This is a genomic window from Nonomuraea sp. NPDC049607, assembly GCF_040675375.1.
In the GTDB taxonomy this organism is placed as follows: domain Bacteria; phylum Actinomycetota; class Actinomycetes; order Streptosporangiales; family Streptosporangiaceae; genus Nonomuraea.
Genome location: NZ_JBFAOV010000034.1, coordinates 70,225 through 85,232 on the forward strand (window position 1 = coordinate 70,225; position 15,008 = coordinate 85,232).

Sequence of the window (15,008 nt, forward strand, 5' to 3'; positions counted from 1 at the left end):
GCTCTGACCAGGCACGATCGGGGGTTGGGCATGAGGCCGTGGCGGGTGCTGGGGTGGATCGCGATCATCGCGGTGGCCTTCTTCTGCCTCTATCACCTGCGCACGGTCGTCATGTCCGTGATCATCGGCGTCTTCCTCACGGCGTTGCTGCACCCGCCGGCCCGCTGGCTCACCTCCCGCGGGCTCGGCCCGGCGCTGGCCACCACGATCGTCTTCGTCGGCGGTCTGCTGCTGGCCGGCGCGCTCATCGCGCTGCTGGTGCCGCCCACGGTGGACAGCCTGAGCGAGATGCGCACCAGCCTGGGCAAGGCGTTCGGCGACCTGCACGGCCTGGCCGCCCGGTTCGGGCTCGACGACCAGCGGCTGCTCGCGCAGGCCAGGGAGTACGTGTCCAAGCAGGGCAGGCAGATCACCAGCGGCGCCATCGCCGGGGTCAGGACGGCCGGCGAGATCGTCGTCGGCGCGGTGCTCGCGGTCATCCTGTCGGTGTACTTCGTGCACGGCGGCGAGCGGCTGTTCGCCTGGATCGTCGATCTCGTGCCCGAGGGGGCCAAGGCGCGCTGCCGCGACACCGGCACGTTGATCTTCGCGGTGATCGGGCGCTACATCCGCGGGGTGGCGATCGTGGGCGTGGTCGACGGGTTCTTCATCGGGCTCGCGCTGTGGATCCTCGGCGTGCCGATCGCGCTGCCGCTGGCCGTGCTGACGTTCGTGGGGGCGTTCCTGCCGGTGGTGGGGGCGTTCATGGCCGGGCTGCTGGCGGCGGTGGTGGCGCTCGTGGCCAAGGGGTGGCTGGTGGCGCTGATCGTGGTCGCGGTGACGGTGGCGGTGCAGCAGCTCGAAGGGCACGTGCTGGCGCCGCAGGTCTACGGCAAGGCGCTCGACCTGCCGGGAGCGGTCATCCTGGTCGCGATCACGGTGGGCAGCGTGATCGCGGGCATCACCGGGGCGTTCCTGGCCGCACCGGTGACCTCGGTGCTCGTCGCGCTGCTGCGGCGGCCCGCGGCCCATCTGATCACTCCCGGGCCGCGCTGACCTCCTCAAGCTGCTCACGCGACCACTCGATCCGCCCCTCCCGCAGGTCGGCGATGACGGCGCGGAGCCAGCGGGCCTCGGCCGCCGTCACCTCGCGCAGGTATTCGCACTCCAGCATCGTGACCCGCGGCAGGCCCTCCTCGGCCAGGCCCGACTCCAGCTCGGCGAGCGTGCGCTCCACGGCCGCCGCCCGCCGCTCCAGCGCGTCGGCCAGCCCGCCGGGGCCGAGCAGCATCGCGTTCGCCAGCGCCGCGGGGAACTGCGGGAACTCCTGTTTTGGACGGCTGAGCATGTCGTCCATCCAGGTCAGCAGCCGCTCGCGGCCAGCGTCGGTGATCTCGTAGACCGTGCGCTCCGGGTACTGCTGGTCGCGCCCGGTCTCCCTGACCCTGATCAGCCCGGCCTCGCCCAGCCGGTCGATCGTGCGGTAGAGCCCGGCCCGCTGGCCCACGTTGACCACCAGGTCCTTGCCCCACTGCTTGAGCAGCCGCTGGATGCCGTACGGGTGCAGGGGCTGGTGGTTCAGCAGGGTCAGCACGGTCAGAGCGAGCGGCGAGCCGCGGTCGAGCGCCATGGGTTCACTTTATCGTTCGGCGAGACTAGTTGACTTGCTACTAGTTGCAATGCAACTATCAAGCCCATGACCACAGCAGACCGCCCAGAGGGCGTCATGACCGAAATTCCCGTGCTGATCGTCGGCGGCGGCTACGCCGGGCTCACCGCCGCCCTGTTCCTGTCGCACCACGGGGTGCCCTGCGTGCTCGTCGACCGCCACCCCGGCGTGTCGCTCCTGGGCAGGGCGCGCGGCATCACCCCGCGCACGATGGAGATCTACCGGCCGTTCGGCCTGGAGCAGGCCGTCAAGGAGGCCGGACGGCCCTTCGACGAGGAGGGGGGCGTGGCCCGCTGCGCGACGCTGGCCGGCGAATGGCAGTGGCTCTTCGAGGGCGGCTCCTCCCGGGCGATGCCCGAGCTGACCGCGGGCGAGTACGGCATGGCCGACCAGAGCACGGTCGAGCCGGTCCTCGCCGAGGCCGCCCGCGCCCGGGGCGCCGACCTGCGCTTCGACACCATGTGCCGGTCGGTCGAGCCCGACGCCGACGGCGTCACGGTGGTGACCGAGGACGTTCGCACCGGCGAGCGGCGGACCCTGCGCGCCCGCTACCTGATCGCCGCCGACGGCTACCGCGGCACGATCAGGGAGCAACTGGGCATCGCCCGCGAAGGGCACGGCGTCCTGCGCAACTACCTGTCCTTCGTCTTCAGGGCCGACCTGTCGGAGCTGGTCACCAAGCGGGCGCTGTTCTGGATCCTCGGCGCGCCCGGCGGGACGGCCTCGGGCGCGATGGTCTCCCACGCGCTGCCGAACCATTGGGGCATGGCCCTGACGTACGACCCCGCGTCCGAGTCGCCGGCCGACTTCACCGACGAGCGGCTGGCCGCCTCGGCCAAGGAGCTGATCGGCCGCGACCTGCCGGTGGAGATCGTCAGCAGGGCCGCGTGGGAGGAGGCGGTGGGCGTCGCCGCCCGCTACCGCGAGGGGCGGGTCTTCCTGGTCGGCGACGCGGCGCACGTCTGGCCGCCGGCCGGCGGGCTGGGCGCCAACTCGGCCGTCCAGGACACGCACAACCTGGCCTGGAAGCTGGCCGCCGTGCTCGACGGCCGGGCCGGCGACGCGCTGCTGGACACCTACGAGGCCGAACGCCGCCCGGTGGCCCTGACGCTGGCCGACCTGACCGTACGCAGCCAGGCGGCCAGGTTCGGCCCCGGCCAGGAGGACGACCCGCTGGACCACGTGCTGGCGATCTTTGGACAGCGCTACCGGTCGTCGGCCATGGTCGGAGCCACGCACGAGACGGTGCTCGGCGACGCGGTGGCCCAGGGCGCCCGTCCCGGCACCCGCGCCCCGCACCTCTGGCTCGACCGGGACGGCGTGCGCATCGGCGTCCACGACCTGTTCCACGACGCCTTCGTCCTGCTGTGCGGCCCCGGCGGCGCCGACTGGGCGCGGGCCGCCGGCCCCGGCGTACGGGTCCACCAAGTGGGCGCGGACGTGCTCGACGTCGAGGACGCCTGGGCCGCGCGCTACGGCGACGCCGCCGCCGTCCTGGTCCGCCCTGACGGCTACGTGGCCTGGCGGGCCGACGGGCCGGCGGTCGAGGGCGAGGTCGGCAGGGTGCTCGCCCAGGTGCTCGGATCCGGCACATGACCGTCATATGGTGAGTCATGCGATGGATCACGTTCGACTGTTTCGGCACCCTCGTCGACTGGCGGCACGGCATCGGCAGCAGCCTTGAGCTGATCGCGCCCGGCAGGGGGGAGGAGCTGCTGGAGGCGTACCTGCGGCACGAGACCGCGGTCGAGACCGAGACGCCGCGGGCCCGCTACCGCGACGTCATGGCCGAGGCGCTGCGCCGCGCCTGCGCCGACGCCGCGTTCCCGCTGAACGACGACGACGCCCGGGTGCTGGGCGACACCCTGCCCTACTGGCCGGTGTTCGGCGAGGTCGGGGAGGAGTTGTCGGCCCTGCGGGCGGCGGGCCGGCGGCTGGCGCTGCTGACCAACTGCGACCGCGACCTGATCGCCCAGACGCTGCGACGGCTGCCCGTGCCGTTCGACGCGGTGGTCACCGCCGAGGACGCCGGGGCCTACAAGCCGGACGAGGCGCACTTCGAGCACTTCAGGAAGGCGTACGAGCCGGCGGAGTGGGTGCACGTGGCGCAGAGCCACTTCCACGACATGGTCCCGGCGCAGCGCCTCGGCCTCCGCCGGGTGTGGATCAACCGGCACGGCGAGCGGCCCGCCGACCCGGAGGTCGTCCGGGTGGTCCTGCCCGACCTCCGCGGCCTGCTCGCCGCCGTCGAACGGGCCTAGCGGGGCTTGTCCAGGATCTCGGCGACGCCTTCGAGGAAGGAGTCGACGTCGGCGATCAGGTAGCCGGCGCGGAAGAGCACGGTCGAGAACCGGGCCTCGCGCACCTCCTCGGCGGTCACGGCGAACTCGGTCGTGCCGCGCAGGGTGGCGACGACGCGGTCGAGGAAGGCGTCCACCTCGTCCTCGTCGTAGCCGGTGCCCATGCGGCCGGGGCGGAAGGCCACCCGTTCGACGCGGGCGGCCTGGGTCTCGAACCACTCCTCGCGCAGCAGTTCCCCGGTGGGTTCGGCCATGGCCGGCCGTACCGGGCGCTTGGCCTGGGTCTCCAGGGCCACGACGAACGCCTCCAGCGCGAAGTCCACCGCGGTCTCGTGGTAGCCGCCGCGCTTGGCGCGGAAGGTCGCGGCGCGGACGTCGTCCGCGGTGACGGGCTCGACCGGGTGCGGGCCCCTGCCGAGGGTCGACTCGATGCGCACGATCAGGGCGTCGACTTCCACGGGGTCATAGCCTGAACGCATACCCATGACGCGCGGAAAGCGGTTCAAGCCCACTCCTCCAGAGATGTGCCGGGGTGTCTCCATTGTGAGGGCCTTTATCCCCGCCCTGCGCCCTGACATATAACGTTGCAGCACCATGCGACTGTTACAGGTCTCCTTCCGCTACCGGAGACGTCAGCCCTTCATCCTCGAAGAAGCCGACGCGCAGCTCGCACCGGGCGACGTGATCGAGCTGACCGGGGTCAACGGGGCGGGGAAGTCAACCTTGCTGCGGCTCCTCGCGGGGCTCGCGCGGCCGACGCGGGGGCGCATCACCGACCGTCCCGGCGTCGTGGGCTTCGCCCCCGACCGCTTCCCGACGTCCCAGCCGTTCACGGTGACCGCCTACCTGAACCACATGGCCTCCGTACGCGGCGGCGCGTGGCGGCCCTGGGCCGAACGCCTGAACATGGGCCACCTCCTCGGCCTGCCGCTCGGCGAGCTGTCCAAGGGCAGCGCGCACAAGGTCGGCCTGGCCCAGGCCCTGATGGCGGACCCCGGCCTGCTGATCCTGGACGAGCCCTTCGCCGGCCTGGACGCCGACGCCCGCGAGACGCTGCCCGCCATCGCCACCGAGGTCGCCGGACGCGGGGGCATCGTCATCGCCAGCGACCACCAGGGCGGCCTGCGCGGCCTTCCCGGGCTGCGCTCGTGGTCGGTCGTGGACGGCCGGCTCAAGGAGGCCACCCCCGCGGCCACCGGCCACGAACGCGACCCGGAACGCCCGAGGGTCACCGTGGCGGTCACCCTGCCCGCCGACGAGCTCCCGCTCTTCCTGACCAGGATGCGCGACAAGGGCTACCAGGCCGGCGAGATCGAGGACGCCCCAGCCCTCCCCCACCCCGCCGAGGAGCCCGGATGATCGCTCTGGCCGTCTTCCGCCTGGCCGCGTACGTGCGGTCGCACCGCGTCCACCAGGCGCTCCTGCTCACCCTCGCGATGCTCGCGATCGTCTACGGCAGCCGGGCGCCCAAGGGCACCGAGGCCGCCGTGCTGGCCGACGGCGCCGTGCTGATCATCCCCATTCTGGCCTGGGCCACGCGAAGCCTGCTGGACACCGAGCCCGACCGGCAGCGCGAGCTGTCCGCGATCATGGTGGGCGGGCGCGGCAAGGAGGTCGGGGCGGGGCTCGTGGCGAGCCTGGCCGCCTGCGCCGGGCTGGCCGCCCTCGGGCTCGGCTGGGCCGTCCTGCTCGGGCTGAGCGAACGTCCCGGCCGGGACGTGCTCGGCGCGGCCCTCGTCCTGCACGCCCTGGCCGTGCTCGCCGGGACCGCGCTCGGGGCGCTCACCAGCCGGGCCGTGCTGCGCTCCCCCGCGGTCTCGATCATGTCGCTGGTGCTCGGCTTCCTGGTGATGCTGCTGCTCAGCGCGTCCCCGGCGTACTGGCTGACGGTTCCGCTGGTGGTCTGGATGCGGACGGCCGGGTCCGGTGAGCTGCTCGACCAGCTGCCCCAACTGGCCGCGATCTCCCTGGTGTGGTGCCTGGCGGGACTCGCCCTGTATGCCTGGAGGCGCCGTAGGGTAGGTTAGTGAGCATTCACTCACCCCCGAGGAGGCAACGGTGAAGGTGATCTGCCTGGGTGACAGCATCACCCGTGGGCAAGTGAGCGTCGACTACGTGGCCATGCTGCGCGACCGGCTGCCCGGCGAGACGGTGATCAACGCGGGCGTCAACTACGAGCCGTCGTCCGAGCTGCTCAAACGCCTCGACGACGTCGTGCGGCAGGATCCGGACGTGGTCACCGTGCTCATCGGCACCAACGACGCCAACGCCACTCTGAGCGAGAAGCGGGCGAGGGCCCTGCGCAAGCGCTGGAAGCTCGCGGAGAACCCCACGCCCGCCGCGTACGCCGCCAACCTGACGGCCATCGCCGCCCGCCTGCAGAACGAGACCATGGCCCGCGTGGCGCTGATCTCCCCGCCGGTCATCGGCGAGGACCTGGACTCGGTCGCGGTGCGCCGCACCCAGGAGTTCGCCGAGATCGTCAGGACGGTCGCCGCCGAGCAGGGCGTGACCTACCTGCCGCTCAACGAGCGCATGACCGCCGACCTGGAAGGCACCTCGCCCCGCACCCACTACCGCCCCGAGGGCAATCAGGCGCAGACCGCCGCGATGCAGCACTTCCTGCTCGGCCGCAGCCTGGACGCCATCTCCAGGGGCCGCGGCCTGCGGCTCACCACCGACACCGTGCACCTCAACAGCCGGGGCGCCGCCATGATCGCCGACTTGGTCGAGACCTTCGCCGCCCGCTCGACCGCCACGAGATGAACCGCCCCCGCCGCCCGCCGCGAGGTGAAGGCGCACGCTGATCGGTGGCGGGGCCGGACCCTACTCGGCCGCGGCGAGCTGGCCGCAGGCGCCGTCGATCTCGCGGCCGCGGGTGTCGCGCACGGTCACCGGCACCCCGTGGAACTCCAGCCGGCGCACGAACGCCCGCTCGTCCTCCGGCCGGGAGGCCGTCCACTTGGAGCCGGGCGTGGGGTTGAGCGGGATCAGGTTGACGTGCACGAGCTTGTTCCTGACCAGCTTGCCGAGCAGGTCGGCCCGCCACTCCTGGTCGTTGACGTCCTTGATCAGGGCGTACTCGATGGAGATGCGGCGCTTGGTCCTGGCCGCGTACGACCAGGCCGCGTCGAGGACCTCGGCCACCTTCCAGCGCGTGTTGATCGGCACGAGCGTGTCGCGCAGCTCGTCGTCGGGCGCGTGCAGGGACAGCGCCAGCGTGACCGGCAGCCCCTCGTCGGCGAGCTTGCCGATGGCGGGCACCAGCCCGACGGTCGAGACCGTGACGCCGCGGGCGGAGATGCCGAGGCCGTGCGGCGCGGGCTCGACGATACGGCGCACGGCGCCGATCACCTGCTTGTAGTTGGCCAGCGGCTCGCCCATGCCCATGAAGACGATGTTGCTCACCCGGCCGGGCCCGCCCGGCACCTCGCCCGCCGCCAGCGCGCGGGCCCCGGAGACCACCTGCTCGACGATCTCGGCGGTGGACATGTTGCGGGTCAGGCCCGCCTGGCCGGTGGCGCAGAACGGGCAGTTCATGCCACAGCCGGCCTGCGACGACACGCACATCGTGACCCGCTCGGGATAGCGCATGAGCACCGACTCGACCAGCGCGCCGTCGAACAGCCGCCACAACGTCTTGCGGGTCGTGCCGCCGTCGGTGGTCAGCTCCTTGACCGGCGTGAGCAGCGTCGGCAGCAGCGCCGACAGCTTGTCGCGGGCCGCCGGGGACAGGTCGGTCATCGCGGCGACGTCGGTGGTGTGGCGCTCGAAGTAGTGGCGCGAGAGCTGGTCGGCGCGGAAGGCCTTCTCACCCAGCTCGGCGACCGCGGCCCGGCGCTCGGCCATGGACAGGTCCGCCAGGTGCCGCGCGGGCTTGGCCCGCCGCGGCGCGACGAAGGTGAGCTGGCCTGGCTGCTGGGACACGTTTCTGCCTTTGCTCGGGGGACTACCGGGATTTCTCACCGGCCAGGTTAGTGAACGCCGGCCGCGGAGGCGGCATTCCTGATCACGGTACGGCTCGCGTCAGGGTCGCCGCCCGATCTACAGTCATCTCGTATGGCGATTTTCCGGTCGGCATCTGGCGAGGGTGGGACCGAGGTCGTCCTCGCCGCCGGTAACCCCTACGGCAGCCGCACGCTCGTGGTCGAGCGGGACGAGGACTCCTCGGTAGCTTACCTGTGCTCGCCGGAGGGCGCCGTCCACGGAGCGGTCTGGCTGGCCAACCATCGGCCGGCCCCGGCCGTGGTCGACCTGGCCCGGATCAACTCCGGCCTGCCCCCGCTGATGCCCAGGAGCAACACGACGCATCCCGAGGGACGCAGGCCGCTCGGGCAGCTGTCCGCCCTGTGGTTCGAGGAGGGCGACGGCGTGGCCCTCTACGAGGACGACGACCTGCTCGCCGTCATCCCCGGCTGGGCCGACATGAGCAGGGGCATGCCTGGCTACGCCCGCGACGCCGTGGGCGAGTCGCCGTTCGCGTGGGCGCTGTCGGAGGCGCTGGAGGGGCTGCGACCGCGCATCTCCAACGCCACCTCCTACTGGCGCTGGCGGCACGGCGAGGGGTCGTGGCCGTCGTTCCAGCAGTTCGTCATGGGCCATCTCGACCGGGTGCTGGGCCCGGCGGGCCGCTACTGGGACGCCAGCGGCGAGCGCCTGCCGACCGTCGGCATCACCGAACGGCCCCCGTACGAGGGCCGCGAGCCGACCGTGCTGTCCACGGTGGGGATGAGCTGCCAGCGCATGCCGACGGTCGAGCAGTGGATCGACCGCCCCGACGCCTACGCCCGCATCGAGCTGGCCGTGGCCACCCGGGACGACCCCAGGGACGCGGCGCTGCTGCTGGTGTGGCTGGCCCAGTATCCGTGGCACTCGGTGACCTGGCTCGGCCACGGGCACACGGCCAAGTGGTACCACGAGCCGTCGACGTTCCCGCTGGGGCCACAGTACTCGGGGGTCCTCATGCGGGCCGACCCACCCGACATGCCAGACATGTCGGGGTTCGCGTTCGGCGGGGAGGCCGTCCGGTGGTTGTGGCTCACCCCCGTGACGACGGAGGCGTTAGAGGAACAGCGTCAGTAGCAGCCAGACCGGCACCAGCGTGGTCACCAGCGAGTCGAGGCGGTCCATCAGGCCGCCGTGCCCCGGCAGGATCGTGCCGAGGTCCTTGATGCCGAGGTCCCGCTTGATCATCGACTCGATGAGGTCGCCCACGGTCGCCAGCAACGCCGCCAGCGCTCCGATCAGCGCGCCCAGCCAGAGCGGGCCGTCCAGCAGCCAGGTCACCAGCCAGCCGCCGACCAGCGTGCAGGCGATCACCGACCCGGCGAAGCCCTCCCAGGTCTTCTTCGGGCTGATGACCGTCATCTTGTGCCTGCCGAACAGCACACCCGCGACGTAGCCGCCGATGTCGCTGGCCACGGTCACCGCGATGAAGATCAGCACCCGGTCGCGACCGTCGGGCGGCGCGAGCAGCAACGCCACGAACGCCGCCAGCATCGCCGGGTAGAACAGCGTGAACACCGAGGCCGTGCCGTCGCGCACGTAGCCGTCGGTGCCGTCGCTGAACATCCGCCAGACCAGCAGCACGAACGCGAACACCGCGAACGACCCCAGCAGCCAGAAGGGACCGCCCCAGTACGCCCCGGCCTGCATGGCCACCAGGCCCGCGAGCACCGGGACGGCCGGGACCTTGATCCCGCGCGTGGCGAACGCCTTGGTCAGCTCCAGCACGCCCACGCCGACGCACACCACGACCACCAGGAGGAAGAGCTCCTTGATCGTGTAGAGGGTACCGAGGACCAGTGCACCCAGCCCCACACCCACCGCGATCGCGGCCGGCAGGTTCCTTCCGGTACGGCTGCCGCCGTCGGGACCGGTGCCGGCCGTACGTTCTTCCACAGACACTCTCCATAGCCACGGCCCCCGCCTTCCGGCGAGGGCCGCGAGGCGTGCCGCTCAGACTTCGAGCAGCTCGGCTTCCTTGTGCTTGAGCAGCTCGTCGATCTTGGCGACGTGCTTCTGGGTGAGGTCGTCGAGTTCCTTCTCCGCCCGGCGGACCTCGTCCTCGCCCGCCTCGCCGTCCTTGATCATCTTGTCGAGGGCCTCCTTGGCCGTACGACGGATGTTGCGGATCGACACCTTGGCGTGCTCGCCCTTGTTCTTGGCGACCTTGATGTACTCCTTGCGGCGCTCCTCGGACAGCTCCGGGAACGTCACGCGGATCACGTCGCCGGTGTTGGTCGGGTTGACGCCGAGGTCGGAGTCGCGGATGGCCTTCTCGATCGCACCCATCGCGCTCTTGTCGAAGGGCTGGATGATGACCATGCGCGCCTCGGGCAGGTGGAACGAGGCCAACTGCTGCACCGGTGTCGGAGTGCCGTAGTACTCCGCATTGATCTTGTTGAACATCGCGGGGGTGACCCGGCCGGTCCGGATGGTCGCGAAGTCCTCCTTCGCGACCGAGACGGCCTTGTCCATCTTCTCCTCGGCTTCGAGGAGGGTTTCGTCGATCACAGCGGCTCCCTGTCTACTAGCTGGCGGTGTCGGGCTAGAGCTCCCTCATTTGCCTGCGGGACTCACCAGCGTGCCGATTTTCTCACCGCGTACCGCTCGCAGGATGTTGCCCTCGCCCATCAGGTCGAAGACCACGATCGGCAGATCGTTGTCCTTGCACAGGCTGATCGCGGTCGCGTCCATGACCGCGAGGTCGCGGAGCAGCACCTCGCCGTAGTCAAGGTGGTCGAACCGGACCGCGTCGGGGTTCTTGCGCGGGTCGGAGTCGTAGATCCCGTCGACCTGCGTGCCCTTGAGCAGCGCCTCGGCGCCGATCTCCAGGGCCCGCTGGGACGCCGCGGTGTCGGTGGAGAAGTACGGCGAGCCGAGACCCGCTCCGAAGATGACCACGCGGCCCTTCTCCAGGTGCCTGATCGCGCGGCGCGGCAGGAAGGGCTCGGCGACCTGCTGCATGGTGATGGCGGTCTGGACGCGGGTCTCGACGCCCCGCCTCTCCAGGAAGTCCTGCAGCGCCAGGCAGTTGATCACCGTGCCGAGCATGCCCATGTAGTCGGCCCTGGCGCGGTCGATGCCGCCCTGGGACAGGGTGGCGCCGCGGAACATGTTCCCCCCGCCGACGACGACCGCGACCTGCACGCCCTCGCGCACGGCCTCGGTGATCGAGTCGGCCAGGTGGTCGACGACGGCCGGGGCGATGCCCAGCGGGTCGTCTCCGGCGAACGCCTCGCCTGACAGCTTCAACATCACCCGCTTCCACCTCAGTGGACTCTGCGGGCTGGGTGATGAGGAAGCCGCCGTCCGTGTGGATTCGTGGGCTGACTCCCGGTGGTCCTGCACGGCGGCGGCCTCCTTCATAGGGTGAAACTCTGGGCAGGCAGTTTGCTCAAGCCTAAGCCTGGCCGACCTTGAATCGGACGAAGGCGAGCACCTCGACGCCGTTCTCCTCGGCGTACTTGCCCACGCTCTTCTTGTTGTCCTTCACGAAGGCCTGCTGGACCAGGGTGAAGTCCTTGTACCAGCCGTTGACGCGACCCTCGACGATCTTGCCGATGGCGGCCTCGGGCTTGCCCTCCTCGCGGGTCATCTCCTCGAAGAGCTTGCGCTCCTTCTCGACGACCTCGGCGGGGACGGAGTCGGCCTTGAGGTACTGCGGGGCCATCGCCGCGGCGTGCTGGGCGATGTCCTTGGCGACCTCGGCGTTCGGCTTGTCGAGCTGCACGAGCACGCCCACCGCCGGCGGCAGCGCCGGGTCGGTCTTGTGCATGTACGCGCCGATGTAGCCGCCCTCGAGCACGGCGAAGCGGCGGATCTCGATCTTCTCGCCGAGCGCGGCGTTGGCCACGTCCAGGTGCTCCTTGACGGACTTGCCGTCGAAGGAGGAGTCGAGCAGCGTCGCCACGTCGGCGGGCTTGCTCTCCAGGATGTGCGCGACCACACCGGCGGCCAGCTCCTGGAAGCGCTCGCCCTTGGCCACGAAGTCGGTCTCGCAGTTGAGCTCGAGCAGGGCGGCGGAGGAGTCGCCGTCCTGCTGGAGGGCGACGAGGCCGTTGGAGGCCGTGCGGGCCTCGCGCTTGCCCACGTCCTTGGCGCCCTTGAGGCGCAGGAGCTCGATGGCGCGGTCGAAGTCGCCTTCGGACTCCTCAAGCGCCTTCTTGCAGTCCATCATGCCGGCAGCGGTGATCTCGCGAAGCCGCTTGACGTCGGCCATGTTCACGGAAGCCATTGCTCTTATTCCTTGTGGGATTTCGTCGTCGTCGTGGGATCGGGGTGGACGCCCTGGGCGCCCTCCCCTGGTCGGTGCGGCAGGAGCGTGCCGTACCAGGGCCTTGTCGTGCGCGGGTCGTGCGCGGGTCGTGCGTTCTGCCTCGGTCTTGCGCGGTCTCAGGCTGTGATGCTCGGTTGCGGACTGTCGTGCCGGGTCGCCCTTGGACGATGCCCGGACGCCGAACTTCCGCCGACAGGCCGGCCTTCCACCTGCCCCCGGACTCCCGTCCGACCGGCTGGGCATTCACCCGGCCTTCCGGCCATCCGCCCGATCGCCCCGGGTTTCCACCTGGCCTGCCTGGCTTTCACCTGGCCTGCCCGGCTGTCGCCCGGGACTCCACGTCAGCAGGACGGGCTCCGCCGGTGGAGCGCCGCTCCGCCTCGCTCGGCATACTGCCCAGCGAGGCTCGGCTTATCGCTCCGGCCCGATGGTCATCCCCCTCGGCTCACCGCCTCGGTTCCCGATGGCCACCCGGCCTCGCTCACCGCCTCGGCCCGACGCCACCCTGCTTCGGCTTACCGCCTCGGCGTGGTGCCGTCCTGCCCGGCTTGCCGTCCCGGCTCGGCCGTTTGCCCAGTCGAGACGCGTACCTTGCCCTTCCAAGCCTCAGCCCTCACAGGACCCGGGCCCTTCCGGAACCCTCGCCCCTCACGGGACGGGCCCCTTCCGGAACCCTCGCCCCTCGTAGGACCTCGGCCCTTCCGGAAGCCTCACCTGCAACCGGACCTGGGCCCCTTTCGGAGCCTCAGCCCTCGCAGGACCTCGGTTCCGCTCGCCCTCGCTCAGCCGGGTGCCCGCCCCGCGCCGCGGTCTGTGACGACCTGCGGCGCGGAACCGGCGCCTGTGCCGTGCCCGGCCTCACGCCCGAGCCCGGCGGCCGGGTCTCAGGCCTGCGGCTCGGACTCGGGCTTCGCCTCGGCGGCCGGCGCGTCCTCGGCCGGAGCCTCGGCAGCGGGGGCCTCCTCAGCGGGGGCCTCAGCCGGAGCCTCCTCGGCCGGAGCCTCGGCCGCGGGAGCCTCTTCGGCGGCGGCCTCAGGAGCGGCCTCCTCAGCGGCGGCCTGACCCTGGCCCTGCTCGATGAGCTCGCGCTCCCACTCGGCCAGCGGCTCGGCGGCGGCCGGCTTCTCGTCGCCGCGGGCGGCGCCGGAGCGAGCCATCAGACCGGCGGCGACACCGTCGGCGACGACCCTGGTGAGCAGGCCGACGGCGCGGATGGCGTCGTCGTTGCCCGGGATCGGGTAGTCGACCTCGTCGGGGTCGCAGTTGGTGTCGAGGATCGCGACGACCGGGATGCCAAGCTTCTTGGCCTCGCTGATCGCGATGTGCTCCTTCTTCGTGTCCACGATCCACACCGCGCTGGGCACGCGGCCCATGTCACGGATGCCGCCGAGCGTGCGCTCGAGCTTGTCCTTCTCGCGACGGCGCATGAGGAGCTCCTTCTTGGTGAGCCCCGAGCCGGCGACGTTGTCGAAGTCGAGCTCCTCGAGCTCCTTCAGACGCTGAAGCCTCTTGTGCACGGTGGAGAAGTTGGTGAGCATGCCGCCCAGCCAGCGCTGGTTCACGTAGGGCATGCCGACCCGCGCGGCCTGCTCGGAGATGGCCTCCTGAGCCTGCTTCTTGGTGCCGATGAACAGGATCGTGCCGCCGTGGGCGACGGTCTCCTTGACGAAGTCGTAGGCACGGTCGATGTACGACAGCGACTTCTGCAGGTCGATGATGTAAATGCCGTTGCGCTCGGTGAAGATGAAGCGCTTCATCTTCGGGTTCCACCGACGGGTCTGGTGGCCGAAGTGAACGCCGCTCTCGAGCAGCTGTCGCATGGTGACGACGGGGGCCATGTGATGGTCCTCCAGGTCTGGGCGCCCTGCGGATGGGCGCAGTTCTCGGTTGTGCCGCGGCAGCGCGTTGTCTACCGCCCTGATGCCCCAAAACCGCTCCAGCCGGGCCGAGGCCCGGACCGAGGGTGCGGTCCGCAACGGGGCATGCGAAGTCGGCCTGTTGCCACAGGCCATCGAAAAGTCTACCTCCCACACCGCCCCAGGCTGACCGTCTGAGGTCAAACCGACATTCCGGGTACGGCTCAGCCCGCACCGTGGTCCTCCGTGGGCAACCCCGGCCACGTCCTGGGGGCGACCGGGAAGAGGCTGATCTGCGCCTCGGCGACCCTGGCCCCGCTCGGCGCCTCCTCCGGACTGCGCCGATGAGCGATGTACGGCTCCAGCAGCTTCTCGATCTCCGCATTCAGCCGTCCGAGCTCGCTCGCGTCGACCCTGATCCGGGTGCGGCTGAAGCGGATCACGTCGCGCCATTCGTCCGGCTCGTGCTCGCTCCTGGCCAGGGCCCGGTCCGCCTCGTCGCCGGCCTCCTTGCGGAACGCCTTGATCAGCAGGGTCTTGGCGTCACGGACCTCCGGCTGGTCGTCCGGCAGCACGCCCACGCTGAACGGCTTGTGCGTCGATCTCCACAGCCGTTCGCGTCCGTCGCCCCTGGGCGGGGCGTCCTCGACGAAGCCGTACTTGGCCAGCATGCGCAGGTGGTAGCTCGCGGCGCTGGGCGTGATCCCGGCGATCTCCGCCACCTCGGTCGCCGTGGCACTGCCCTCCACGCCGAGCCGGTTGAGGATCAGGAGCCTCGCCGGGTGGGCCAGCGCTCGCATCATCTTGGGATCGCTGAGCCTCTCCATGTCCTGCGTCATGTGCCAAAGGTACCCGCCGGCAGATGTGAAGCATTCCCTTTACAACTCTGAAGGGATTCCTTCATACTTATGAAGTCTTCCTTT

Annotated in this window: 16 protein-coding genes; 7 read left to right on the forward strand and 9 right to left on the reverse strand. The window is 70.9% G+C overall.

The genetic code is table 11. The features are described 5' to 3' along the window. The first annotated feature begins 30 nt into the window (after positions 1–30). Positions 31–1,035, forward strand: coding sequence for an AI-2E family transporter (locus AB0J97_RS41420; protein WP_364099787.1), 1,005 nt, complete (start codon positions 31–33; stop codon positions 1,033–1,035). Here AB0J97_RS41420 and AB0J97_RS41425 read toward each other — a convergent pair. Continuing rightward, on the reverse strand, positions 1,016–1,609 hold the full coding sequence (locus AB0J97_RS41425) for a PadR family transcriptional regulator (RefSeq protein WP_364099790.1): 594 nt from the start codon (positions 1,607–1,609) through the stop codon (positions 1,016–1,018). The genes AB0J97_RS41420 and AB0J97_RS41425 overlap by 20 nt on opposite strands. 96 nt (positions 1,610–1,705) lie before the next feature. Between AB0J97_RS41425 and AB0J97_RS41430 the strand changes: the two genes are divergently transcribed. Together AB0J97_RS41430 and AB0J97_RS41435 are read left to right on the forward strand one after the other, a co-directional pair. After that, positions 1,706–3,244: an FAD-dependent monooxygenase gene (locus tag AB0J97_RS41430; RefSeq protein ID WP_364099793.1), complete on the forward strand. Its 1,539-nt coding sequence runs from the start codon at positions 1,706–1,708 to the stop codon at positions 3,242–3,244. A 17-nt stretch (positions 3,245–3,261) separates the two neighbouring features. Then, entirely contained in the window at positions 3,262–3,909 is a 648-nt protein-coding gene (locus AB0J97_RS41435) for an HAD family hydrolase (protein WP_357707154.1), read from the forward strand. Here the strand turns inward: AB0J97_RS41435 and AB0J97_RS41440 are convergent. Next, positions 3,906–4,406, reverse strand: a complete 501-nt coding sequence (locus AB0J97_RS41440; RefSeq protein ID WP_364099798.1) for a DivIVA domain-containing protein — start codon at positions 4,404–4,406, stop codon at positions 3,906–3,908. The two genes, AB0J97_RS41435 and AB0J97_RS41440, sit on opposite strands and share 4 nt — an antisense overlap. A 136-nt stretch (positions 4,407–4,542) precedes the next feature. Between AB0J97_RS41440 and AB0J97_RS41445 the strand changes: the two genes are divergently transcribed. From AB0J97_RS41445 to AB0J97_RS41455, 3 genes are read left to right on the forward strand one after another with little or no spacing between them, the layout of a single operon-like run. Beyond that, on the forward strand, positions 4,543–5,307 hold the full coding sequence (locus AB0J97_RS41445; RefSeq protein ID WP_364099801.1) for an ATP-binding cassette domain-containing protein: 765 nt from the start codon (positions 4,543–4,545) through the stop codon (positions 5,305–5,307). Continuing rightward, positions 5,304–5,975, forward strand: coding sequence for a hypothetical protein (locus tag AB0J97_RS41450; RefSeq protein WP_364099804.1), 672 nt, complete (start codon positions 5,304–5,306; stop codon positions 5,973–5,975). Before AB0J97_RS41445 ends, AB0J97_RS41450 begins: the two co-directional genes overlap by 4 nt. 31 nt (positions 5,976–6,006) lie before the next feature. Then, complete coding sequence (locus tag AB0J97_RS41455; RefSeq protein WP_364099807.1) at positions 6,007–6,714, forward strand: SGNH/GDSL hydrolase family protein; 708 nt, start codon at positions 6,007–6,009, stop codon at positions 6,712–6,714. Positions 6,715–6,774: 60 nt separating this feature from the next. On the opposite strand, the gene rlmN is transcribed toward AB0J97_RS41455, so the two are convergent. After that, positions 6,775–7,875, reverse strand: coding sequence for a 23S rRNA (adenine(2503)-C(2))-methyltransferase RlmN (gene rlmN, locus AB0J97_RS41460; protein ID WP_364099810.1), 1,101 nt, complete (start codon positions 7,873–7,875; stop codon positions 6,775–6,777). 132 nt (positions 7,876–8,007) lie between these two features. Between rlmN and AB0J97_RS41465 the strand changes: the two genes are divergently transcribed. Continuing rightward, complete coding sequence (locus tag AB0J97_RS41465) at positions 8,008–9,030, forward strand: suppressor of fused domain protein (RefSeq protein WP_364099813.1); 1,023 nt, start codon at positions 8,008–8,010, stop codon at positions 9,028–9,030. Here AB0J97_RS41465 and AB0J97_RS41470 read toward each other — a convergent pair. From AB0J97_RS41470 to AB0J97_RS41495, 6 genes are all read right to left on the reverse strand, one after another. Next, complete coding sequence (locus AB0J97_RS41470; protein WP_357707146.1) at positions 9,010–9,849, reverse strand: phosphatidate cytidylyltransferase; 840 nt, start codon at positions 9,847–9,849, stop codon at positions 9,010–9,012. The two genes, AB0J97_RS41465 and AB0J97_RS41470, sit on opposite strands and share 21 nt — an antisense overlap. 57 nt (positions 9,850–9,906) lie before the next feature. Then, on the reverse strand, positions 9,907–10,464 hold the full coding sequence (gene frr, locus AB0J97_RS41475; RefSeq protein ID WP_352350337.1) for a ribosome recycling factor: 558 nt from the start codon (positions 10,462–10,464) through the stop codon (positions 9,907–9,909). A 45-nt stretch (positions 10,465–10,509) separates the two neighbouring features. Next, complete coding sequence (pyrH, locus tag AB0J97_RS41480; protein WP_357707145.1) at positions 10,510–11,208, reverse strand: UMP kinase; 699 nt, start codon at positions 11,206–11,208, stop codon at positions 10,510–10,512. Positions 11,209–11,353: 145 nt separating this feature from the next. After that, positions 11,354–12,187: a translation elongation factor Ts gene (gene tsf / locus AB0J97_RS41485; protein ID WP_357707144.1), complete on the reverse strand. Its 834-nt coding sequence runs from the start codon at positions 12,185–12,187 to the stop codon at positions 11,354–11,356. Between the two features lie 926 nt (positions 12,188–13,113). Then, on the reverse strand, positions 13,114–14,067 hold the full coding sequence (gene rpsB / locus AB0J97_RS41490; RefSeq protein WP_364099819.1) for a 30S ribosomal protein S2: 954 nt from the start codon (positions 14,065–14,067) through the stop codon (positions 13,114–13,116). 242 nt (positions 14,068–14,309) lie between these two features. Continuing rightward, on the reverse strand, positions 14,310–14,924 hold the full coding sequence (locus tag AB0J97_RS41495) for a helix-turn-helix domain-containing protein (RefSeq protein WP_364099822.1): 615 nt from the start codon (positions 14,922–14,924) through the stop codon (positions 14,310–14,312). Positions 14,925–15,008 lie beyond the last annotated feature (84 nt).